An 18,024-nucleotide genomic window follows, 5' to 3' on the forward strand; every position below is an offset into this window, starting at 1 on the left:
ACGGTCATTCGGCGTCGGCGAATGCACGTGCAGATACCTTTCCCGGGTGACTCACCGATACCGGTTCCAGCGGGCGCCGGTATGTCCGTTCCGGAGATCGTCCAACCGTTTTCGCAGCTCATCACGCACGCTGGGATGACTGCGGAGAATCGGGAGGACACTCGTGGTGAGCTTCAGTTCACGGATCGCGCGCAGTACCGGAAACCCGGACCACGTGGTCACGTCGAATCCGTACCGCTCGGCGAACAGGCGATAGCGAGCGGGTGGATCACCGAATCGTTCATGGCCGACGGCGAGCGGCGTCAGATCCCATTCCGGCGGCCCGACGCAGGACGAATCGAAATCGCACAGCACCGGCCCGTCCGGCCCGCCGATCACATTCCCGGTGTGCGCGTCCCCGTGGACCAGGCCCCGAGGCAGGGGGAAGTCGAGCGTCTCGAGCGCGGCCTCGACCTCGGCGCAGCGTTCGAGCAGGAACCGCCGGTCGCCCGGTGCCAGCTCCTCCGCGTCCGAAACCCGGGCGCGGACCGCGGCGAACGGCGCCCATTCGGCGAGCCCCTCCGGCGGCTCGAGCGCGTGGACCCGGCGCAGCAGCGCGGCGAGGTCCGAGGACTTGGCCTTCCGGCCGGTGGACGGCACCTTCCACCACACCGTCACGAGATGGTCGCCGACCCGCAGCGGCTGGTCGAGGCCGGGAAGCAGCCGGATGGCAGGCACGTCGTGCCGTTCGAAGTGCCGCGCGACCCGCACGACCGTGCCGACCCGGTGCCGCAACAGGGTGGAGCCGACGATCCGGACGACGAACGGCGCGCTCGCCAGTTCGTAGACGGCGTTGTTGGTGAACCTCAGCAGCCGAGCCCCGGCGGGATCCACGGCCAGCAGCTCACAAGTCCGCCTCAGGACGTCGTGCAGTTTGCCGGGGGTGAACCGGCCGTCCAATCCTCGCTCAGGCGGCGTAGAAGGAGTTGAGGCGATCGGCGAGGTCACGGGCGTCGGCGTTGTTCCGGCGGCGCTCCGCCTCGACCTGCAACGGCCGCATCCGGTCCTTCACCCGCTCCGACTTGATGCCCTCGGCACAGTCGACGGCCTTCGAGCCCACCTTGGCACCGTGATCGAGGTCGCCTTCGAGCAGGTGGTTCGTGGCCAGCGCGCTGAGCATGAACGTCTTGCTGCGGGCCATGTCGTCGTCGTAGGACTCGACGGCCTTGGTCAGCGCCGGGATCGCGTACTTGGTGTGCTCGGCGTTCTTCGCGGCGAGCACCGTGTGCACGGTGCCGATCATGGCGTAGACGTCGGTCTCGGTGAAGAACTTGACCCAGGACTCGGCCTCGGCCAGGTCGGCGCGGGCGAACTCGTCCTTGCTCCGGCCGAGCAGCTTGCTGGCCTGCTCCTCGTTGCCCATCATCGCGTAGGCCCACGCCTCGTTGGCGCAGAGCACGGCGACCGCCAGCTCCGAGCCCGATTCCTGGGCGGCGATCTGGCCGAGCTGGAACAGTTTCAACGCGTCGTTCGGCGCGTCCTGGTGCAGGTAGACGCGGCCCATCCGGTACAGCACGTTGGCCACCAGCGGATGGTTGTCGCCCTGTTTGGCCAGGTCCAGCGCGTTCGCGAAATGACCGCGAGCGGAGTCCATGAGGCCGGTGTCGAAGGAGGTCCAGCCCGCCAGGCTGTGCAGGTCGGCCAGCGCGACGTACAGGCGCGTCTTGACCACTTCGGTGCCGCTGGACTCGAGCATCTGCTGCCCCCAGGACAGCTGCGCGACCACGGCGTCACGGCAGAACCCGCCGCCGTACTGGTAGTCGAGGGACCGGAGCGCTCTGGTCGCGGCTTCCACCTGACGGACGTCGGTCATGCCGATCCGCCCGGGAGCGGGCGTCTTCGCCGGCCCGGAAGACCAGGTACCCGATTCCGGACCGAACACCGCCGCACCCATCGTGACCTGGGCGGCGTGCGCGAGGAACCTCCGTCGCTTCACGGACTCGTCCTCCTCCGCCTGCTGGCCGTCGGCAGCACCGACGACCTTTATCGCTGTCGCCTCGTCGTAGGCGAGACCCATGTATCCCCGGGGGACACCAAGGCCGTCAGCGATGCGGGTGAGCACGTCGTACGCCATCACCTGGCGACCTTTGAGGATCTCGGACACCTCGGACTGCGATTGGCCGGTCATCGCGGCGATCTGACGCTGCGAAACACCGTGCTTGCGCAACAGCCGGTAGACGGAAGAGATCTCCCGGGTGGCCAGTGCGGCTCGCATCTCCGGCTGCTCCCAGGCATCCGGCGGCACGGGGTGACTCTGGCGGCTCTTGGAGTCCGAGCCGGCGACAGCGCCGCCACCGATACTGGCGTCCATTGCGCCCCCTCACAGTTCCGTTGGGGTCGAGAAACAGCGTAAGCACACCTATTCAACCGTGCGAAACACCGGATTGCCCGTCGTGATCGGCCCGGCAGAAGTCGTTTGACCGCTTACCGTGAAACCTCGTCCGGTCACCGCTATGACGGCGGTTCGACCTTCTATCGCACTCGGTTTCACATCACTGTAGTTGTCAGATCTCAGTGACCGACCAGCCACCGGCGGCGATCACGGAGAGCTACCAAGTCTCCGAACCCCCTACAGGTGCGGATACGCGGTCAGGAAGACGACGTGGAACGAGAGAGCGGAGAAGAGCCAGTGGAGTTCGTGGACTCGATCGCAACAGGCTCCATCACCGCGGGACGGCCCGGTATGGCAACGCGCCACCTGCGTGCGGCCGGCCCCGCCGGTCAGCAGGCGGTCGCCGTCGCCCCCGGTGCCAACCGTCCGGTCTCTCCTTCGGCGACGGTCGACCCTCGTACCGCGAGTGTGCGCCGTTATGAAGGCGGACAACTGGTCTGGCGCGTGCAGTGCGGCGATCTCATCAGCCGCGAGCGCGCCGTCACCGTGTTCGTCGAAGACAACCAGGTGGTTCTCGTCTCGCCGCCAGGAGAGACCGCGCGCCTGACGTCCGGCCAGCTCGGACAGCTCAGGGCCGCGCTCAACGAAGCCGCCAAGATGGCGGAAAGGTAACGGTGAGTTCTCCGTGGATCAGGTCCTAGGGCAAGTCCTCCGCAACGCGGTTTGGGAACGCCTCGACATGCTCTCCGATCTCGCGAACCGGGCTGACGCGCAGTCGCTCGTGTCGGTCGCCCGTTCGGAGCTCCCCCGGCTGACCGAGGGCTGGCGCGCGATGCTCCAAGCGCACGAACCCGACGAGCGCGGCGACTGCCCCACCTGCTCGACCCGCTGGCACAAGTGCAAGGCGCCCTGCTCGGTATGGCAGGTCGCGCACGAGCACCTGGTCGCCGGCGGCCTCGCCCCTCAGCAGACCGCGGCCTCCCAGGTCCACCGGCGGGAGAACCGCCGCCGTGTCCCTGGTCAAGGCCGCGGCGTGAGCCCAGCCGAGACCACCGGCAGGCACGCACTGGTCAACCCGCGTCGCCCCGCCATCGGCGGCGTACACGCTTGAAAGAATGCCGCAGCTGACTCTTCTTTGAGAGACACAGCTTGAAAGAATGCCCGCGGCTGAGTCTCTTTCTTTGAGGGACACAGCTTAGAGACTGGGCGAGCGAACGGCGGCCCGAGCGCCCCCTCGGCAACCACGCCATGAGCTCGCCTTTGCCGGAAGCGGTTCGCCCGTACCCCCGAACGCGACGAGCCGCTCTCGGTAATCACTCCGGTCCCCACCGCGATTAATCGAAAATTCTCGGCAGAACACCTAGCGAAGGCAGTAATCGGTCGCTAGGTTGATGATCACAAACGCAGCGCGATTCCTCCCGAGGAACACGCTGTCATCCCCCGAACTCCGCGGGCCGGTGCCGTTGCACTCCCCTCCCCCGACCGGCACCGGTCCGCGGTCTCCAACCCTTTGTCAGCTGACTGTTTTCACCCGCGTGACCAGCACCGCGGCGATGATGGTGGACAGCGCCGAAGCCGCGAAGAGGCTCGGATACCCGCCCAGGTAGGCCAGGATCGGCGCGGTCAGCATCGGCGCCACCACCTGCGGCAGCGAGTTCGCGATGTTGATGACCCCGAGGTCTTTCGCCCGGTCCTGCGCGGTGGGCAGCACCTGCGTGAGCATCGCCAGCGCGACGGCCATGTACGCGCCGAAACCGACACCCAGCAACGGTGACGCCGCGAGCGCGGCCGTCCAGTTCTGCCAGACGACCAGCAGCAGCGCGGCGACGGCCATCACCGCGGCCGCCGCGAGGACGTAAGGCTTACGTCGTCCGGACTTGTCGGAGAAGTGCCCGGCGACGAGCGCGCCGACGATGAGGGCGGCGCCGTAGAGTCCCATCATGATCAACAGGCCGGTGTCCGGGTCTTCGTAGTGCACCGCGTCCTTGAGGAAGAACAGCAGGTACAGCGTCCCGAAGGCGTTGCCGAGGTTGATCATGAAGTGACAGCCCCACGCCCAGGCGAAGTCCGGATGCCTGCGCGGGGAGATCCACAGGTTCGACAGCACGTCGCGGGTCTTGGCCGACGGCCGGTTCGCGACCGGCAGCCGCGCGTCGGGCGTGCGCAGGACGAAAGCCGCCGCGCCCGCCAGCACGATGGCCGCGCACACCGCGTAGCCCAGCGGAAGACCGGCGAGGTCGAGCATCACCACGACCACCACCGCGCCGAGCACGGTCCCGAGCATCTGCGCGATGCCGACCAGCCCGCCGACCTGCGCGCGCTGGGGCACGGGCACCCGGTCCGCGATCACCGAGACCAGCATCGCGAGCATTCCGTTCAGTCCTGCCTGCACCAGGCACCAGCCGAGCACCATGACCGCGACGTTCGGCGCGAACGCGAGAACGAGCAGTCCGGCCGCGGCGACCACGGCACCGGCCGCGGTCCACGGATGGCGGCGCCCCCGCGCGGAACAGGTGCGGTCCGAGAGCAGGCCGACGGCCGGGTTGGCGATCAGCGCGACGATCGCGCCGACCCCGGTGACCAGGCTGAACACGGCTTCCTTGTTGGCCGCGTCCAGGATTTCGGCCTGCTTCGGCAGCAGGACCTGGATGGGCGCGTAAACCCCGAGCCAGAGCGCGATGTTCGCGAAGAACAGCAGGCTCATCCAGCCCGCGCGGACCCTGGCGACCGGTTCGGCGAGCGCCTCGGGCAGGTCCCTGACCTCACTCATGGCGGATCAAATCCCGGTACCAGCCAAAGGAATCCTTCGGTGTCCGCTGCTGCGTCTCGTAGTCGATGTGCACCAGGCCGAAGCGCGGCTGGTAGCCCTTCGACCATTCGAAGTTGTCCATCAGCGACCAGACGAAGTACCCGCGGACGTCGACGCCGGCGTCCATCGCCTCGCGCACCGCGACCAGGTGACTGTCGAGGAAGTCGATGCGCTCCTGGTCGTGGACGTGCCCGTCCTCGGCGACGACGTCGTCGAAACTGCATCCGTTCTCGGTGATGTAGACGGGTGGGAGATGCTCCCGGTAGCGCTCCTGGAAAGTGACGAGCAGATCGCGCAGGCCGTGCGAGACGATCGGGGAATCGTTGGTGGTCATGGGATATCCCTCGATCGCGCGAAGCTCGAAGGGAAGGGGATTGCCTTCACCGGGCGCCGCGACGCCCTGCGGCTCGTAGTAGTTCACCCCGTAGAAGTCGAGCGGCTGCGCGATGGTGGGGAGATCGTCGGCGAAGTTCTTCGGGAGATGTTCGACGACTTGTTCGGGATATCGACCCAGCAGCACCGGATCCGCGTAGGTGCGGTTGATGAGGGCGTCGATCCATTCGCCCGCGGCCTCGTCCTCCGGCGAATCGGAGGCGGGCCAGATCGGCGAGTGGTTGTTGGCCGTACCGACACTGCGGGCCCCGGCCGCGCGCAGGGCTTGGACGGCGAGACCGTGCGCCAGATTCTGGTAGTGCGCGGTGGGCAGCGCGTCGAGCAACAACGTCTTGCCCGGCGCGTACTCGCCGATCGCGTAGCCGAAGATCGACATGACCATGGGCTCGTTGAGCGGGATCCACATTTTCACCCGATCGGAGAACCGCTCGCCCAGGATGGCGGCGTACTCCGCGAACCGTTCGGCGGTATCACGGGAGAGCCAGCCACCCTTGTCCTCGAGCGCCTGCGGGAGATCCCAGTGGAAGAGCGTCCCGACCGGGTCGATTCCGGCGGCGCAGACCTCGTCGATGAGTCCGTCGTAGAAGGCGAAGCCTTCCGCGTTGGGCTTTCCGTCGCCGTCGGGCTGGATTCTCGGCCAGGCGAAGGACATCCGGTACGCGCCGACGCCGAGTCCGGCCATCAGCGCGATGTCGCCGGAGTAGCGGTGGAAGTGATCGGCCGCTACCTTGGCGTCCTCCCCCCGCGCGATCTTCCCCTCCGTTTCAGTGAACGTGTCCCAAATGGACTGTCCTCGGCCGCCCTCTCCGGTCGCCCCCTCGATCTGGAAGGCGGAGGTCGATACACCCCACAGGAATTCGGACGGGAAGGTCGGATTCTCCACCGGCTACGCACCTTTCCTCTTCAGACACGGCCGAACATGAAAAGTTCTCAGATACTATGCCTTCACTCGACCGTGGGGAACCCCGTCGGCACGATAAAGTCGCAGATCAGCGAAGGAGGAGCCCGAGTGTCCGACATCCAGGCCGCGAAACCGCAGACGGAGACGACTCCGCTCCGGCGGCAGCCCGTCCAGCAACGCAGCGCCAAGCGGGTGGAGCAGATGCTCGACGCCAGCGCCCAGCTGATCGACGAGCTCGGTTACGACGCATTGACGACCACGCTGATCGCGAAGCGCGCGGGGGTGGCCGTCGGTTCGCTGTACCAGTTCTTCCCCGACAAGCGGGCCGTGGTGCAGGCGCTGACGCAGCGCAACCTCGAACGGTTCGTCGCTTCGGTGTCCGAAACCTTGAACGAACTCGCGCCCGAGCACTGGTGGGATGTCGTCGACTCGATCCTCGACATCTACCTCGACATGCACCGCGAGGTCCCCGGGTTCTCGAAGGTCCACTTCGGTGACGTCGTGGACCGGCAGCTTCTCGACGAGACGCGCGACAACAACGCCGTCATCGTCGACGCGCTCACCGACATCCTTTCGGCGCGGATCTCGTCGCCGCTGGACGACATCCGGTTCGCGCTGACAATCGCGAACGAGACGGCCGACGCGCTGCTGAAGCTGGCTTTCCGTCGCCACCCGAGCGGGGACGAGCGGATCGTGGCGGAGGCGAAGTCGGTGGTGAAGGGGTACCTGGCGAGCAAGTTCGGCGAGGCCTGAGTTTTCTGGCGGTTGAAGGGGACTTTGCCCGCGTCGGATGCGGCGAAAGTCCCCTTCGCCCCGGGTCGGTCCACTATGGACTCACTCGCTTGTGCCCGACTGTTCCCAATGCCACATTTGAGACGCTGAGCGTCCCTGATGCGACATTGGGAACACGCGGAGCCCTCACCGCGGCGGTCTCCCCCTTGGCCGAAGGACGCTTTACCCGCGTCAGTCCATTATGGACCCACGGCTCGCTGCCCGCGTGTCCTGAAGGCCACCTTCAGGACGTTCGACGTCCCAAAGGTGGCCTCCCCGTCACCGATGGATCCCCCTGCTCCATTCGAGTCCACCGGCGACCGGGCCTCAAGCCTCACCAGTCACACAGCCCCCATCAGCCACGCTCCGACCTACGCTGAGCTGGCCTTATCCAGTTATCCACATAAGTTGTCCACACCCACCCACAGTTGTGGACAACCTCGCCCCTCACCCCTCGGACCCCCATCCCCCGACACCCCCTCCCGATACGCTGGTGCGGGGCGCGCCCCCCTGGGACGGGTGGGGGTGGGGTCACGCGGGTCAGCCGAAGTTTTGGGACTCGCCTCGGTAGGTGGGGACGGTCCGGTCGACGCGGTCGCCGATGACGACGTGGTAGTGCGTGAAGCGTTCGGCGAGTTCGCCGGCTTTCGCGTGGCGTAGCCAGACGCGGTCGCCGAGCCGCAGGTGGCGGGCGGCTTCGCCGGAGACGGGGGTCTGGACTTCACCGGCCCCCTCGAACCCGAGCAGTGAGAGACCTTCGGGCAGGTAAGGCGTCGGCTGTCGCGAAGACTCCGTTGGGCCAGAAGCGATGTAGCCGCCGGAGAAGAGCGTCGCGACCTTCGGTGCCGGGCGCCGGACGACGGGGAGCGCGAACATCGCGGCCGGGCGCGGCGAGAAGTGCGCGTAGCCGTCGAAGAGGGTGGGGCCGATCAGGCCGGAGCCCGCGGCGATTTCGGTGACGGCCGCTTCGGCGCCGGTCGATTCGACGCTGCCACTGCCACCGCCGTTGACGAACTCGAGGTCCGCCAGTTCCCGCACGGCGCGAACCGCGGCCGCGCGGCGCTTCGCGATTTCCACAATGGACTTCCGCTGCATCCAGCCGATCACCGAGTTCCGGACACCGCTGCCGGCCGCGTCGCCGAGCCCGGCGATCTGGCCTTCGTACGCCATCATCCCGACGAGCCGGAAACCCTTGCGGGACAAGATGGTTCGCGCCAGATCGGCGGTCTGGCGCGGGCTGAACACCGGCGAGCGCCGGGTGCCGACGTGCACACCGGGCAGCGGCCGCCACGAGGCGTCGAGTTCGAGACAAACCCGGATTTCGGGATGGTCCTGGCCCAGTGCGGCATCGACCAGGTCGAGGTGTTCCGGCGAGTCGACCATGATCGAGATCGCCGCCCGCGCCCGGTCGTTCGCCGCCAGCCGCCGCAGCGCGCCGTGATCGGCGGTGGGATACGCGACCACGATGTCGTCGGTCGTCCCCTGCTCGGCGTGCCAGACGGCCTCGGCGAGCGAGTAGCACATGAGGCCTTCGAAGCCAGGCCGCGCGAGCACCCGCTCGAGCAGGTATCGGCAACGGACGGACTTGCTGACCACGCGGATCGGCTTGCCACCCGCCCGCCGCAGCAGGTCGGCGCCGTTCGCGTCGAACGCATCCAAGTCGACTATCGCGAACGGAGGATCCAGATCCTTCGTCGCCAAGTCGTACACCGTCGCACTGGTCACCCGAACTAAGGTACGACAGAAGGGCTTGAAACGCGAATACTATTCACTTACTGTTTCGGCACTCACAAGCGACGGTTAGGTGGGCGCATGACTCGGTGGACCAACTGGGCCGGTACCGCGGCGGCCACGCCCCTGCGCGTTCACCGGCCGCAGGACACGGACGCGATCGCCGAGGCGATCGGCCGGTCCGCCGCGGACGGACGGCGCCTGCGCCCGCTGGGCAGCGGCCACTCGTTCACGGCGATCGCCGTGGCGAATTCGGACGCCATGGACCTGACCGGTTGGACCGGGATCGCGTCGGCCGACGTCGCGAAAGGCCTGGTCACGGTCCGATCGGGCACCACCCTCAAGCAGCTCAACGCCGAACTCGACGCGCTGGGGCTGGCGATGACCAACCTCGGCGACATCGACGCGCAGACCGTCGCGGGCGCGATCTCCACCGGCACCCACGGCACCGGCGCCCGGCTCGGCGGGATCGCCACCCAGATCGCCGCGCTCGAACTCGTCCTCGCCGACGGCACCGTCGTCACCTGTTCGGCGGACGAGCGCCCTGACCTGTTCGCCGCCGCGAGGGTCGGTCTCGGCGCGCTCGGCGTCATCAGCACGGTCACCTTGCAGTGTGAACCGTCGTTCCTGCTCTCCGCGCAGGAGCGGCCGGAACCACTCGAACAGGTCCTCGAAGGCTTCGACCAGTTCGCCGACGAGAACGACCACTTCGAGTTCTACTGGTTCCCGTACGGCAAGAACGCCCTGGTCAAGCGCAACAACCGGCTCCCGGCGGGAAGCGAACGCAAACCGCTGGGCAAGGTGAAGGAATTCGTCGACTACGAGATCACGGAGAACGTCGCGTTCGGCGGGCTTTGCCGCCTCGGCCGCGCGGTACCGAAACTCGTGCAGCCGCTCGGCAAGTTCGCCTCGAACATCCTCTCCGCCCGCGAATACAGCGACACCTCGCATCGCGTCTTCGTGACCCATCGCGGCGTGCGGTTCGTCGAGTCGGAGTTCGCGATCCCCCGCGAAGCGCTGCTCGACGTCTTCGCCGAACTCCGCGCGTTCGTGCCGAAACTGGAGAACCCGATCGCGTTCCCGGTCGAAGTACGCGTCGCCGCCGCGGACGACATCTGGCTCTCCACCGCGAACGGCCGCGACTCCGCCTACATCGCGATCCACCAGTTCCTCGGCATGCCCTACCGCGAGTACTTCGCCGGATTCGCGTCGATCGTCGGCGAGGTCGGCGGCCGCCCGCACTGGGGCAAGATGCACGACCTCGACGCGGCGACCCTCCGCTCGCGCTACCCGCGGTTCGACGATTTCCTGCGGATCCGCAAGGAGGTGGACCCGGCCGGGCTCTTCACGAACACGTACCTCGACCGGGTCCTCGACACTGTCTAGGCGGTCTCAAAGAGCGCGCTGACCGACTCGCCGTTGTGGATCCGCCGCATCGCCTCCGCCAGTGCGGGCGCGATCGACAGGACCCGCAGCTTCGGGCTCTGCTCCTCCGGCGCGATCGGCACCGTGTTCGTGCAGACGACCTCCAGCACGTCGGGCTGGCTACCGATCCGCTCGAGCGCACCGCTGGAGAAGAGGCCGTGCGTACAGGCGACCCGGATCGAACGCGGTTTCAGTTCGCGCAGCTTGGAGAGCAGTTCGATCACCGTGCTGCCCTTGGCGATCTCGTCGTCGAGGACGATCACGTCACGGCCGGTGATCTCACCGATCACCGAGCTGATCTCGACTCTGTCGTCGGCGAAGCGCTGCTTCGCGCCTGCGGCGACCTGAACTCCGAGCAGCCGGGCGAAATGCGCGGCCTCCTTGGCGTTGCCGAGATCCGGCGAGACCACGGTGGTCGCGGAGAGGTCGTACTGGCGGAAGTGCTTGGCCAGCTCCTTCAACGCGTGCAGGTGATCGACCGGGACGCTGAAGAATCCGTGCACCTGCGGTGAGTGCAGTGTCATCGCGAGGACTCGATCGGCGCCGGCGGTCGCCATGAGATCGGCGACGAGACGGCCGCCGATCGAGATCCGCGGCGCGTCCTTCTTGTCCGACCGGGCGTACGAGTAATGCGGCATGACGACGGTGATCCGCTTCGCCGAAGCTCCCCGCGCGGCGTCCAGCATCAGCAGCAGTTCGACGAGGTGTTCCTGCACCGGCCGCACCAGCGGCTGGATCAGGAAGACGTCGCGCTCGCGGCAGTTCGCCTGAAGCTGGACTTCGAGGCAGTCGTTGGCGAACCGCTCGACCCGCACGGGATACAGCGGAACACCCAGATGAGTGCAAATCTCTTTGGCGAGCTCGGGATGTGCGCTACCGCTGAAAACCGCGATGTCCTCGCGCAAGGACCTACTCCGTTCACTCAGGGACTCGTAGTGAAATAGCCCTCACATCCTGAGCCACCGCCGCGCGGGTGTCTTCGAGAGGTGAGGAACCGGTGACCGGGGCCGATACGGTGGACAAGCGTGGAATCACGGACTCGCCCGGTGACCGCACCTGATCTCCACCGGCTGACGACTGTGTCGCCACGGGAACCGGGGGCGGTGTCGCCTCCGAACTCGGGTTCGGCAGCGCATCCGCCAGATCGGGCTCCAGGTAGTAGGCAAGCACGACTTCAGGGCCGCCCTTGCCCGGTTTGACCTCCACCGCGGTGATGACACCCTTCACGCCGATGTCCCGGCGAACATGCTCGACGAACTCCCGGGCATGCCGCAGATCGCGATCGCCGTTCGCTCGAGCCCACTCCGCCAGCAGCCGCCTGTCCTCGGACTTCCGCCGCTCCATTCTCTGGAACCAACTATCAGGGTCGGTCATCTGAACGGCCTCCACAACGCGCTCTTCCCTTACCCCCTGATAAACGTGCGGCGCGGCTCATCTGGTTCAGAGTGTGGAAACAGCCTGAGAGATGGGAGTATCACCCGAGATCGCTTCGAGGACGTGTCCCGCCGTCGACGGATTGTCGAGCAGCGCGACGAGGATCGCGGCGACATCCTGACGCGGGATCGGTCCACGCCCGGTCGCCTCGGCGATCCGGACCTTGCCGTTGCCCTCGTCGTTGGTGAGCTGCCCTGGCCGCAGGATGGTCCATGCGAGATCGCGGGCACGCAGATCGTCTTCGGCCGCTTTCTTCGCCTTGAGATAGACGCGGAAATCGTCCGGGACGTCCGCGGTCTCCCATTTGTCTGCTCCCATGGAGCCGACCTGGATGTGCCGCCGTACGCCGGCCTGCTCGGAGGCCGCCGCGAAGAGTTCCGCGGCGGCTCTGTCCACAGTGTCCTTACGAGCCGTGCCGCTTCCCGGCCCGGCACCGGCGGCGAAGATGACGGCGTCGGCGCCGTCCAGCACCTTGGCGACGGCGTCCACAGCGGACTTTTCCAGGTCGAGGACGGCGGCTTCGGCGCCCACGGCTTCGAGGTCGGCGACGTGATCGGGATTGCGCACGATCCCCACCGCCTGATCACCGCGCGCGGCGAGGATCTTCTCGAGCTTCAGCGCGATCTGTCCGTGTCCACCGGCAATGACTACTCGCATGGACCCGACAGTAATCGGTTCAGTCGACTTCGGCAGGGGCCTCGGTGGCGCGCAGCAGCTGGTCGTAGACGATCTCGTTGACCAGGCGCGAGACCGGGTCCTCGTCCAGGATCATGCGCTCGTTGTGGCCCTCGAGGTCGAGGTCGGTCACCGCGTTGGGGTCGGCGGCGACGATGCCGAGCCCGTAGGCGCGGGCACGCGGCAGGCAGTTGCCGACGTAGTCCTCCGTCAGTACGGCGGGCGATGGGAGCACCATCGCGGCCTCGCCGTAGCGTGCGAACGGGACCGCTGAGGCCATCGCGGTGCGCCAGTGCCGGGCGACCGCGAGGACGCCGATGATCTCGGCGGCCGGCGCGGGTGCGGTCGCGGCCAGCTCTGGCCATGTCCAGGTGTCGACGGTGGCGCGATCGACGACGGGACCCATGCCCATCGCGATGCGCTCCGCGTGCACGTCGGTACGGAGCCGGGCGACCACGCAGATCTTCCGGCCGAGCACGGTGGTCTCCGGCAACACGATGCCGTTCCAGCCGAGCAGGGCCGCGGCCTTGCGTGAAAGCTCCTCGACGCTCGCGGGCAGTTCGATCGGCGGCACCACCCGGCTCGGCAGTGACCGGCTGCGCTTCGCGCCACCGGCGACCGTCGAGCTCTCCATGTTCGGTGTAGCCGCCACGTTCCGCCTCCTTCGAACCTGGTTTCCCTAAGGCTCTTCATCCCCGTGCCGCCTCGGTGGAAGCGGCACATGACCTGTCTAACAGGGCGGGGACGCGGGGGCGCCGGACAAGGCGAGTGGCTGCGATCGACGGCGCCTTGTCATCGGTGACCGGTCGGTAGGCGGTCATTCGACTTCAGTCCGACCGTGCCGCCAACCGAGTGAGAGCGAGGTAAGTGGTGTTACCCGGTGTCTCCGAACGGTCACGGGTACGGACTGATCACCACCGAACACAAGCGCGGCAAAGGAAGCTGGACGCTAGTCCATTCGGCCCAGTGAATAGTCATTCCACTGTGGACTTTCGCAGGTCAAGGTCATGAGACGGTCGCGGTACGAAGGAGCTCCTCGACGCCCGGCGTCCGCCATTCGTCCATCACCGCGATTTGCCTGTCCGCAACGAACCAGATCCGCTGGGTCACCTGCGCCTCGCCGCCGCCACCCGTCTGTCCACGAGGAACACACTGGATCGTCCACTCCTCGTAGGTCGCCGTCGCGGTGCCGATCGGTGCGGTCGCGGAAGTCGTCTTGGTCGCGTCACCCTCTTGGCGGAGGTCCTTGCGCCCGGCGGCGTTGCAGGCCCGGCCGCCCGCGCTCCGGCGATAGACCTCGCCCGGCCGGTACGGCGGTTGCTCCGCGGATTCCTTCGCGTTGTCGGTGACGAGGATGTACTGGCAATTGAAGTACTTCTTCGGGTCCGGACAGCCCGGGGCGACGATCACCTTCTCCAGGCCTTGCGAGACGGCGGTCCAGCCGTCAGGCAGGTGCAGGGTCAGCGCACCGACCGTGACGTCGGTGAGCCCTTGCGCGGGCGGTGTCCCCTTCAGCGGTTTTCCGCCGGTCATGCCCGCGACGAGGTCCGGGTTCAGGAGATCGGCCAGCTTGTCGTAGGGCAGCGTGTAGTTCTGGACGCCGCAGGCGGTGGCGAAGCCGAGCCTGTTGAGGTCGATGGTGATCTCGACGGCCGTCGGGGTGAACGCGAGCCACACCTTCCGGTCGTCGGTGAGGTCGGCCGTCTTGAGGGGGCGGTACGGGAAGTAGGGGTTGGCGGGCCCGCACTGCTCCTTGCCGGGCCAGAGCAGTTCGGCGAGGGTCCGCAGCCCGTCGTCGCTGAGCTTTCCGGGTGCGAACAGTTCGGCGGGCGCGAGCGCCTTGCCCTCCTTCAGGTCGATCATCACCGCGTTACGGCCGTTTCCCCAGGTCGAATGCGGTTTGTTGGTGAGGTCGTGGGTGTAGCTCACCGAGAGGTACCGCTCGTTCTGCGAGCGGATCTCGGCCTTCGTGACGAGTTCGTACGGGCCGCGTTCCGGCTCCAGCTTGGCGGCGCCGGGGCCGGTCTTGCGGTTCCACTCGTCGATCGGCGCGGTCAGGGCGTCGTTGACCCGCTTCAGCCAGGCTTGGTCGGGGGACCCGGTCACCTCCGGGTAGTCCCCGGCGTAGGCGAGGTTCGTTCCGGGCACGGTGCCGGTGCGGTTCTTCATGGCGACCTTGAGCGCGACGGCCTGCTGAGACGTCGGCGGCGACTCCGGCGGGGTGCTCGCGTCGGAGAAGACGACCACCGAGCCGACCACCGCGGCCGTCGCCGCGACGACACCGATGGCGATCTTCAGCCCGGCCGCGATCCCGCCGGTCGAGGCGGCCACCGCGCCCGTTCCGGCGGCGGCGACCCCGGGCGCGGCCGCCGTACCCGCGCCGAGCAGGACCAACGGCGTCACCGCGGCAAGCAGACCTGTCGCCTTCGCCAGCCGTGACCAGCCCTTGCGTTCCCAGTCTTCGCCGTAACCCGCACGGGCGACGCGTTCCAGTTCGCCGACGAACATGAGCGCGTCGACCGGTCGTTTCGACGGGTCCTTCGCCATCCCCAGCGCGACGATCTCGTGCACTGGTTCGGGTGCTTCGCCGAACGGGATGGGCGCGTGTTCGTGCAGCGTGCGGAGCACTTCGGTGTCGTCGGCCTGATACGGCCGATGGCCGGCGACGCACTGGAAGAACACGCAGGTCGCGGCGTAGACGTCGGTGGCGGGAGTGGCCTGTCCACCCGCCCATTGCTCGGGCGCCATGTACGCCGGGGTGCCGACCGCCGGGCCGAGGTCACCGGCCAGGACAGCCGTGCCGAAGTCGACCAGCTTGCTCTCGCCGGTGTCGGCGACGAGGACGTTGCCCGGTTTGTAGTCGCGGTGGACGACGCCGACGGAGTGCGCCGCGGCCAGCCCGAGCAGCGACCCCTTCAGCACCGCGAGCGCGGCTTCGGGTTCGAGGGCGCCTTCGGCTTGAAGTACCGCGCGCAGCGAGACGCCGTTGATCGCCTCCATCACGATCGCCGCGCCCTGCGGCGTCTCGAAGAACTCGTAGAGCCGGACGACGTGCGTACTCGACACCCGATGCAGCGCCAGCGCTTCCTGCCGGAACGCCGTCAGGTACGCGGGATCGGCGGCGAAGCGGGAGAAGAGGTATTTGATCGCGACGATGTGGCCGGTGTTGTCCTGGCGTGCCAAGACCACGCGGCCGAACGTACCCTCCCCCAGCTGTTCGAGCTCGGTGAAGCCGGGCAGTCTCCACTCGTCGGTCAGTGCCACCGTGCCTCTTCCAGAATCTTGTCGAGACCTGGAGTGTTCCACTCGTCGACGACCACGAGCCGCGTTTTCGGCAGGAACCACACCCGCTGGGTGACGATCCCGCCACCGGAACACGTGAGCTGCCATTCCTCGTAGGCGGCCTTCTTCATCCCGATCGGCCGCAGCTCCTTCACCCGCAAGACGGGCGAACCCTGCGTTTCGCCAGGCGCACCGAGGGAAGGACACGGCCGCGGACCGTTCGAGCGGTTGTACGGCTTGCCCGGTTCATACGCCGGAGTGGACGGATCGACCCGTGAGTTGTCGCTGAAGAGAACGTGCGCGCACTGCGGCCCCACGCACTGGTCGGCGGTCACCAGAGAGCGCTCGGGCGTCGCGCTGGACAGCAGCGACCACTTCTCCGGCGTGGTGATGGTGAACGCGCCGACGTCGGCCTCCTCGGTCCGTTGCGTCGGTGTGCCGCCGAGCAGTTTCTTGACCCTGGGACTCAGCAGATCGAGCAGCCGGTCGTACGGCACGGTGACCGTCGTCGGGTTGCAGACCATCGGATAACCGAGCGCGAAGGCGCTGATGTGGAAGACCATCCCGCTCGCCGCGGGCGCCGCCTGCACGATCGACGCGTCCTCGGTGTACGGATCCGACATCGACCGGGCGGGAAGATGCTTCGGCTCCGACGGCGGCTCGGCGAGGCATTCGCCGGGTTTGGCCGAGGCGTAGAGCCGCTCTTCCAGCGCCAGCATCCGCTCGGCGTTGCCGTCGACGTTGTCGAACAGGTTCGGCGTCGAGATCACGTCGCCGCCGGACAGGTCGATCACGAGGGTGAGGACGTCGTAGCCGCCGCGATTCCCGAGCTGCACCGTGTCGACCGAACGTTCGTAGACGACCGAAAGCAGTTTGTCGTCCTGGCGCAGGACCTCGGCCTTGGTGGTCATATGCGGGATGTCGCCGTCGGGTTCCTTCTCCGGCGGGTTGCCCGGCGACCAGACGCTCGTGAGCCAGCCGTCGACGGGCGCCATCAGTGCTTTGTTGACCCGCTCCTCGACGGCCTTGTCCTTCAGTCCGCTGATCCGGACGTACTTGCCGTTGAAGTCGAAGCCGTCGAGCTTCTCGGTGCGGGTGAGGACATCGACCTGCATGGCGGCGAGCGTCGTCGTCGGTGGCGGCGGCTGGTCGTCGCTGTCGGCGTTGACCACCACGACCGTGCCTACGGCGGCCGCGGTGACGGCGGCGATCGCTGCGGTCACCTTGAGGCCGAGCGCGATCCCGCCGCCAGTGGTCGCGGCGACCCCGCCCGCCGCGCCGCCCGCGATGACCGGCGCGGCGGCCGTCCCGGCCCCGAGCAGGGCCAGCGGGGACAGGGCGACCAGGACACCGGCGCCCTTGGCGAGCCAGTGCCAGCCGTTGCGCTCCCAGTCTTCGCCGTACGCCTTCCGCGCGGACGACTCCAGTTCGGCGACGAACTCGGCCGCGCCCGACGGCCGCTGGGCGACGTCCTTCGCCATGCCGCGCGCGATGAGGTCGCGGACCGGTTCGGGGACCTCGCCGAACGGGATCGGCGCGTACTCGTGCAGCGTGCGCAGCACTTCGGTCTGTTCGGCCTCGTACGGCCGGTGCCCGGCGACGCACTGGAAGAACACGCAGGTCGCCGCGTAGACGTCGGTCGCGGGAGTGGCGATCCCGCCAGACCACTGCTCGGGCGCCATGTACGCGGGCGTGCCCGCGGCGACCCCTGTCTGCCCGGCGAGCACGGCGATGCCGAAGTCGACGAGCTTGCTTTGCCCATCCCGGGTGACCAGGACGTTGGCCGGTTTGTAGTCGCGGTGGACGGTGCCCGCGGCGTGCGCGCCGGCGAGGCCGAGCAGCGAGCCCTTGAGGATGGCCAGCGCGGCTTCGGGTTCGAGCTTCTCCTGGCGGCCGAGGATCTCTTTCAGGGAGATTCCGTGAACCGCTTCCATGATGATGGCGGCACCCTGTGGGGTTTCCACGAACTGGTGCAGACGGGCGATGTGCGGCCCCGAAACACGGCTCAGGATCTGCGCCTCATGGCGGAATTCGGCCAGCCTCTGCGGGTCCACCGCGAACCGCGTGTACAGGTATTTGATGGCCACGACCTGGGCGGATTCCTTGTGCCGCGCCAGCACGACACGCCCGAACCCGCCTTCGCCCAGCGACCCCATCTCGGTGAAACCCGGCAAGGCCCAGTCGTCCACAGATTCCTCCGCGATTCCCGATCGTGTCCCCTTGGAGGTGAGC

Annotated in this window: 15 protein-coding genes; 4 read left to right on the top strand and 11 right to left on the bottom strand. The window is 67.7% G+C overall.

What is annotated here, in order from left to right:
- Positions 1-51: 51 nt before the first annotated feature.
- Positions 52-939, bottom strand: a complete 888-nt coding sequence (locus tag ACLARN_RS01310) for a phosphotransferase family protein (protein ID WP_409489439.1) — start codon at positions 937-939, stop codon at positions 52-54.
- 7 nt (positions 940-946) lie between these two features.
- Positions 947-2,350, bottom strand: coding sequence for a tetratricopeptide repeat protein (locus tag ACLARN_RS01315; RefSeq protein WP_409489440.1), 1,404 nt, complete (start codon positions 2,348-2,350; stop codon positions 947-949).
- Positions 2,351-2,668: 318 nt separating this feature from the next.
- On the opposite strand from ACLARN_RS01315, the gene ACLARN_RS01320 reads away from it, so the two are divergent.
- Together ACLARN_RS01320 and ACLARN_RS01325 are read left to right on the top strand one after the other, a co-directional pair.
- Positions 2,669-3,043, top strand: a complete 375-nt coding sequence (locus tag ACLARN_RS01320) for a hypothetical protein (RefSeq protein ID WP_409489636.1) — start codon at positions 2,669-2,671, stop codon at positions 3,041-3,043.
- A 13-nt stretch (positions 3,044-3,056) separates the two neighbouring features.
- Entirely contained in the window at positions 3,057-3,482 is a 426-nt protein-coding gene (locus tag ACLARN_RS01325; RefSeq protein ID WP_409489441.1) for a hypothetical protein, read from the top strand.
- 402 nt (positions 3,483-3,884) lie between these two features.
- On the opposite strand, the gene ACLARN_RS01330 is transcribed toward ACLARN_RS01325, so the two are convergent.
- Together ACLARN_RS01330 and ACLARN_RS01335 are read right to left on the bottom strand one after the other, a co-directional pair.
- Complete coding sequence (locus tag ACLARN_RS01330) at positions 3,885-5,141, bottom strand: MFS transporter (RefSeq protein WP_409489442.1); 1,257 nt, start codon at positions 5,139-5,141, stop codon at positions 3,885-3,887.
- Positions 5,134-6,456 carry a GH1 family beta-glucosidase gene (locus ACLARN_RS01335; RefSeq protein WP_409489443.1) on the bottom strand — a complete coding sequence of 441 codons (1,323 nt, stop codon included), beginning with the start codon at positions 6,454-6,456 and terminating at the stop codon, positions 5,134-5,136. Before ACLARN_RS01335 ends, ACLARN_RS01330 begins: the two co-directional genes overlap by 8 nt.
- Before the next feature lie 126 nt (positions 6,457-6,582).
- Here ACLARN_RS01335 and ACLARN_RS01340 point away from each other — a divergent pair, with 126 nt between their 5' ends.
- Entirely contained in the window at positions 6,583-7,227 is a 645-nt protein-coding gene (locus ACLARN_RS01340) for a TetR family transcriptional regulator (protein WP_409489444.1), read from the top strand.
- Positions 7,228-7,785: 558 nt separating this feature from the next.
- On the opposite strand, the gene ACLARN_RS01345 is transcribed toward ACLARN_RS01340, so the two are convergent.
- On the bottom strand, positions 7,786-8,970 hold the full coding sequence (locus tag ACLARN_RS01345) for an amino acid deaminase/aldolase (protein ID WP_409489445.1): 1,185 nt from the start codon (positions 8,968-8,970) through the stop codon (positions 7,786-7,788).
- Between the two features lie 87 nt (positions 8,971-9,057).
- Here ACLARN_RS01345 and ACLARN_RS01350 point away from each other — a divergent pair, with 87 nt between their 5' ends.
- Positions 9,058-10,362 carry a D-arabinono-1,4-lactone oxidase gene (locus ACLARN_RS01350; RefSeq protein WP_409489446.1) on the top strand — a complete coding sequence of 435 codons (1,305 nt, stop codon included), beginning with the start codon at positions 9,058-9,060 and terminating at the stop codon, positions 10,360-10,362.
- On the opposite strand, the gene ACLARN_RS01355 is transcribed toward ACLARN_RS01350, so the two are convergent.
- The 6 genes from ACLARN_RS01355 to ACLARN_RS01380 all read right to left on the bottom strand — a co-directional run bounded on the left by ACLARN_RS01355 (position 10,359) and on the right by ACLARN_RS01380 (position 17,981).
- The gene (locus ACLARN_RS01355; RefSeq protein ID WP_409489447.1) at positions 10,359-11,306 is read right to left on the bottom strand and encodes a ribose-phosphate diphosphokinase; all 948 of its coding nucleotides are present in this window, start codon (positions 11,304-11,306) and stop codon (positions 10,359-10,361) included. The genes ACLARN_RS01350 and ACLARN_RS01355 overlap by 4 nt on opposite strands.
- A gap of 13 nt (positions 11,307-11,319) precedes the next feature.
- Positions 11,320-11,775 (bottom strand): hypothetical protein, encoded by a 456-nt coding sequence (locus ACLARN_RS01360; RefSeq protein ID WP_409489448.1) that lies wholly within the window; start codon positions 11,773-11,775, stop codon positions 11,320-11,322.
- A gap of 66 nt (positions 11,776-11,841) precedes the next feature.
- Complete coding sequence (locus ACLARN_RS01365; RefSeq protein WP_409489449.1) at positions 11,842-12,492, bottom strand: SDR family oxidoreductase; 651 nt, start codon at positions 12,490-12,492, stop codon at positions 11,842-11,844.
- Positions 12,493-12,511: 19 nt separating this feature from the next.
- Positions 12,512-13,162: a hypothetical protein gene (locus ACLARN_RS01370; RefSeq protein ID WP_409489450.1), complete on the bottom strand. Its 651-nt coding sequence runs from the start codon at positions 13,160-13,162 to the stop codon at positions 12,512-12,514.
- Positions 13,163-13,515: 353 nt separating this feature from the next.
- The gene (locus tag ACLARN_RS01375) at positions 13,516-15,774 is read right to left on the bottom strand and encodes a serine/threonine-protein kinase (protein ID WP_409489451.1); all 2,259 of its coding nucleotides are present in this window, start codon (positions 15,772-15,774) and stop codon (positions 13,516-13,518) included.
- The gene (locus ACLARN_RS01380) at positions 15,765-17,981 is read right to left on the bottom strand and encodes a serine/threonine-protein kinase (protein ID WP_409489452.1); all 2,217 of its coding nucleotides are present in this window, start codon (positions 17,979-17,981) and stop codon (positions 15,765-15,767) included. The genes ACLARN_RS01375 and ACLARN_RS01380 overlap by 10 nt, the downstream gene beginning before the upstream one ends.
- Between the last annotated feature and the right edge of the window lie 43 nt (positions 17,982-18,024).

The sequence above is a fragment of the Amycolatopsis sp. cmx-11-12 genome, assembly GCF_046269425.1.
Classification (GTDB): domain Bacteria; phylum Actinomycetota; class Actinomycetes; order Mycobacteriales; family Pseudonocardiaceae; genus Amycolatopsis.

What these genes read in the sequence shown, in the direction of transcription:
- ACLARN_RS01365 (WP_409489449.1), bottom strand. Translation starts at nt 12,492, where the DNA reads ATGCGAGTAGTCATTGCCGGTGGACACGGACAGATCGCGCTGAAGCTC.
- ACLARN_RS01360 (WP_409489448.1), bottom strand. Translation starts at nt 11,775, where the DNA reads ATGACCGACCCTGATAGTTGGTTCCAGAGAATGGAGCGGCGGAAGTCC.
- ACLARN_RS01330 (WP_409489442.1), bottom strand. Translation starts at nt 5,141, where the DNA reads ATGAGTGAGGTCAGGGACCTGCCCGAGGCGCTCGCCGAACCGGTCGCC.
- ACLARN_RS01315 (WP_409489440.1), bottom strand. Translation starts at nt 2,350, where the DNA reads ATGGACGCCAGTATCGGTGGCGGCGCTGTCGCCGGCTCGGACTCCAAG.
- ACLARN_RS01350 (WP_409489446.1), top strand. Translation starts at nt 9,058, where the DNA reads ATGACTCGGTGGACCAACTGGGCCGGTACCGCGGCGGCCACGCCCCTG.